This is a genomic window from uncultured Bacteroides sp., assembly GCF_902491285.1.
Taxonomy (GTDB): domain Bacteria; phylum Bacteroidota; class Bacteroidia; order Bacteroidales; family Bacteroidaceae; genus Bacteroides.
Window position 1 is genome coordinate 1 of the sequence record NZ_CABUHK010000156.1, and the last position, 4,603, is coordinate 4,603.

At 42.4% G+C, this 4,603-nt stretch carries 4 protein-coding genes and 1 pseudogene; all 5 read left to right on the top strand.

Going from position 1 to position 4,603, the window contains the following annotated elements:
• A pseudogene (locus tag RDN93_RS21645) lies at window positions 1–458 on the top strand (type I glyceraldehyde-3-phosphate dehydrogenase); the annotation flags it as partial.
• 173 nt (window positions 459–631) lie between these two features.
• A complete protein-coding gene (locus RDN93_RS21650) occupies window positions 632–2,692 on the top strand; it encodes a M3 family metallopeptidase (RefSeq protein WP_308747387.1) in 2,061 nt (686 codons plus the stop codon).
• Window positions 2,693–2,708: 16 nt separating this feature from the next.
• A complete protein-coding gene (locus RDN93_RS21655) occupies window positions 2,709–3,215 on the top strand; it encodes a DUF4847 family protein (protein ID WP_308747388.1) in 507 nt (168 codons plus the stop codon).
• Window positions 3,216–3,227: 12 nt separating this feature from the next.
• Entirely contained in the window at window positions 3,228–3,677 is a 450-nt protein-coding gene (locus RDN93_RS21660; RefSeq protein WP_308747389.1) for a dCMP deaminase family protein, read from the top strand.
• Between the two features lie 30 nt (window positions 3,678–3,707).
• Window positions 3,708–4,603, top strand: an 896-nt coding sequence (locus tag RDN93_RS21665; RefSeq protein ID WP_308747390.1) for a S41 family peptidase, incomplete at its 3' end; no start/stop codon positions are given.

Below are 4,603 nucleotides of genomic sequence, written 5' to 3' on the forward strand. Positions count from 1 at the left end.
AGAAAACAGTTGACGGTCCTTCTATGAAAGACTGGAGAGGTGGTCGTGCTGCTTCTGGCAACATCATCCCTTCTTCTACTGGTGCTGCTAAAGCTGTAGGTAAAGTTATCCCTGCATTGAACGGCAAACTGACTGGTATGTCTATGCGTGTTCCGACTTTGGACGTATCTGTAGTTGACTTAACAGTTAACTTGGCTAAACCGGCTAGCTACGCTGAAATCTGCGCTGCTATGAAAGAAGCTTCTGAAGGCGAATTGAAAGGTATTCTGGGTTACACTGAAGATGCAGTAGTTTCTTCTGACTTCTTGGGTGATGCTCGTACTTCTATCTTCGATGCTAAAGCTGGTATCGCTTTGACTGATACATTCGTTAAAGTTGTATCTTGGTATGACAACGAAATCGGTTACTCTAACAAAGTTCTTGACTTGATCGCTCACATGGCATCAGTTAACGCTTAATTAGAAGCCTGAATAATATAGAAAACCGCTGCGGAAAACCGTAGCGGTTTTTTTATACATTTCATTTTATATATTGTTAAAAAGCAAGCTGTTATCCGTTGAATAAGCTACAATTTTAGTAGTTTTGTAGTTCTATGGAGAGATTATTAATAACATTGATACTTGTTTGCACTATGAACAATATAACAAATGCCCAGAATCCGTTCTTCGGGCAGTACCAAACTCCGCACTCAACCGTGCCTTTTGACCGGATAAAAACCGAACACTATGAACCTGCAATCCTGGAAGGAATCAAGCAGCAGAATGCAGAAATAGATGCCATCATACAGAATCTGGAAAAAGCGACTTTCAGTAATACGATAGAGGCTTTTGAAGCATCGGGAGACTTATTGGACAGAGTAGTAGCCGTTTTCGGGAATATGCTTAGTGCAGAAACGAATGACGACCTGCAGGAACTGGCTCAGAGAATCATGCCGCTGCTTAGTGAGCATAGCAACAATATCACGCTGAACGAAAAATTATTCGCACGCGTGAAAGAGGTGTATAACCAAAAAGAGAACTTACAACTCACACAGGAACAAAGTAAGCTACTGGAAAATGCATACAACAGTTTCGTTCGCCACGGTGCCAACCTGGAAGGTGAAGCTCGCGAAGAATACCGCCGACTGACTACTGAATTGAGCAAACTGACTCTTGACTTCAGCGAGAACAACCTGAAAGAAACGAACCTTTACCAAATGCTATTGACGAAAAAGGAAAGTCTTGCCGGATTGCCCGATATTATCGTAGAAGCCGCTGCCGAAACAGCGAAAAGCGAAGATAAGGAAGGATGGGCATTCACCCTTCATGCACCAAGTTATGTTCCTTTTATGACATATGCGGACAACCGTGATTTACGTCAGAGACTTTATATGGCTTACAATACCAAATGTACGCACAATAATGAGTTCAACAATATCGAAATCGTGAAGAAAATAGCCAATACACGCATGAAGATAGCCCAGTTGCTGGGATACAAAGATTATGCGGAATATATGCTTGTGAAAAGAATGGCCGAAAACAGCGAATCTGTATATAAACTGCTCAACCAACTTCTGGAAGCTTATAGCCCCACCGCACGGCAGGAATACAAAGAAGTGCAGGAATTGGCCCGCCAGGAACAAGGAGACGACTTTGTTGTAATGCCTTGGGACTGGAGTTATTATTCAAACAAGCTGAAAGATAAGAAATTCAATATCAACGAGGAGATGCTCCGCCCCTACTTCGAACTTGAACAGGTAAAAAAGGGAGTGTTCGGATTGGCAGAAAAGCTATATGGAATCACATTCCGGAAGAACACGGAGATTCCTGTTTACCATAAAGACGTCGAAGCATTCGAAGTGTTTGATAAGGACGGAAAATTCCTTGCTGTCCTATATACCGACTTCCATCCGCGTCTTGGAAAACGTTCCGGTGCCTGGATGACAAGTTACAAAGACCAGTGGATAGACCGACAGACGGGGGAGAACAGCCGTCCGCACGTATCCGTTGTAATGAACTTCACCAAGCCGACCGAGAACAAGCCTGCACTATTGACATTCAATGAAGTAGAAACATTCCTACATGAATTCGGACACAGTCTGCATGGTATGTTTGCCAACTCTACTTACAAGAGTTTAAGCGGCACAAATGTTTATTGGGACTTTGTGGAACTTCCCTCACAGATTATGGAGAACTTCGCGATAGAGAAAGATTTTCTGAATACTTTCGCCCGCCATTATCAGACCGGAGAGGTTTTGCCGGATGAATTAATCAAACGCCTGGTAGATGCTTCGAACTTCAATATCGCATATGCCTGCCTGAGACAACTAAGTTTCGGATTGCTTGATATGGCATGGTACACTCGCACTACTCCTTTCGATGGAGATGTGAAAACCTATGAACAAGAAGCCTGGAAGAAAGCGCAAATATTACCGGTGGTACAGGAGGCTTGCATGAGTACACAGTTCTCTCATATCTTTGCCGGGGGATATGCTGCCGGATATTACAGCTACAAATGGGCGGAGGTACTGGACGCCGATGCATTCTCACTATTCAAGCAGAAAGGAATATTCAATAAGGAAATTGCAGACTCGTTCCGTAACAATATCCTGTCGAAAGGTGGCACAGAGCATCCAATGACGCTTTATAAACGTTTCCGCGGACAAGAGCCGAGTATTGATGCTTTATTAATCAGAAACGGAATTAAGAAATAAGTATTAGGTAATAAGTATGAAAAAAAGTATATATAAAATTATAGGGTTGCTGCTGTTGCTTCCTTTATTTTCAGGGTGCAACGATTCGGATGATGTAGCTGCCATCTTTACAGGAAAAACATGGAAGCTAAATTATATCACTGTTGACGGTAGTCATGAAATGTTTGATTTTTGGGGAGATAAATTGAAGGAAGAAGCAAGCATTAAAGAACTCAACAAAAATGGAACATACAATGTCGTATTTGAAGGTGTAGCCGAAGGCGATCTTATCAATGGAAAAATAAGAGGAAACGTAATCGCTTCTTATCCACTTGCAGGAACTTGGAGCGCAAATGGCAAAAACAATAATTTTAATGCCAATGTCACAGGAAACGATGGTGGAGACAGACTCGCCAAGAATTTCTTGGAAGGGCTCAACAATGCAACATCTTATGAAGGAGACAATAAAAACTTATACCTTTTATATAAGCCTAACGGAAGCCAGCAAACTTTCCGCATGGTTTTCCGTGTAGTAAACAACTAACCGCAAAACGACATGGACTCAGAAAAGAAACAATTAGAACTTGACAAACGTTATATACGCATGGCCAGCATATGGGCTGAAAACTCCTATTGCGAACGCCGTAAAGTAGGGGCTTTAATCGTTAAGGACAAAATGATTATCTCCGACGGATATAACGGAACGCCTTCCGGTTTCGAGAATGTATGTGAGGATGAAAACAACCTGACAAAACCATACGTTCTGCATGCGGAAGCCAATGCCATTACCAAAATAGCGCGTTCAAACAACAGTAGCGACGGTGCTACCATGTACGTCACCGCCTCTCCTTGCATCGAATGTGCAAAGTTAATCATACAGGCAGGAATCAAACGGGTAGTTTATTCCGAGCATTATCGCCTGGAAGATGGAATAGAGTTATTAAAACGGGCGGGAATCGAAGTTATCTACACAGAGTTAGATGATAATTCCTCTCCAAATAAATAAGAAGACGAACGTTTTAAAAAAGGAATAGACATGAGTACAAAAAACTCTTCACGTTTTACACCTGTCATCATAGCAGTCAGCGTGGTAGTCGGGATTCTTATCGGTACATTTTATGCCAAGCATTTTGCCGGCAACCGTTTGGGTATCATTAATGGTTCCTCCAATAAGCTAAACGCTTTGTTACGCATTGTAGACGATCAATATGTCGACACCGTAAACATGGCCGATTTGGTAGAAAAAGCCATGCCGCAAATTCTAGCCGAACTGGATCCGCATTCAACTTATATCCCAGCCCAAAATCTCGAAGAAGTCAACTCTGAACTGGAAGGTAGCTTTAGCGGAATTGGTATCCAGTTTACCATACAGAATGACACCATTCATGTAAATGCAGTTGTTCAGGGGGGGCCTTCTGAAAAAATAGGATTAATGGCGGGCGACCGTATTGTTACTGTAGACGACAGCTTGTTTGTGGGCAAGAAAGTAACGAACGAACGGGCTATGCGCACCTTGAAAGGTCCGAAAGGCTCACAAGTAAAATTGGGAATCAGACGAACAGGAGAAAAGGACTTATTACACTTCAACATCACGCGTGGAGACATTCCTCAAAATACCGTAGATGCCGCTTATATGTTAAATGACAATATCGGTTATGTGAAAGTCAGTAAATTCGGACGTACCAGTCATGTAGAATTGCTGAATGCATTAGCACAGCTTAACCATAAAAAATGCAAAGGTCTAATCATTGACCTACGCGGTAATACCGGAGGATATATGGAAGCAGCCATCCGCATGGTTAATGAATTCCTGCCCGAAGGCAAGTTGATCGTATATACTCAAGGCCGTAAATATCCACGTGCAGAAGAATTTGCTAACGGTACGGGTAGCTGTCAGAAAATGCCGCTTGTTGTATTGATTGACGAAGGTTC

Coding starts and splice junctions, on each gene's coding strand:
- RDN93_RS21660 (WP_308747389.1), top strand. CDS start 3,228: ATGGACTCAGAAAAGAAACAATTAGAACTTGACAAACGTTATATACGC.
- RDN93_RS21650 (WP_308747387.1), top strand. CDS start 632: ATGAACAATATAACAAATGCCCAGAATCCGTTCTTCGGGCAGTACCAA.
- RDN93_RS21655 (WP_308747388.1), top strand. CDS start 2,709: ATGAAAAAAAGTATATATAAAATTATAGGGTTGCTGCTGTTGCTTCCT.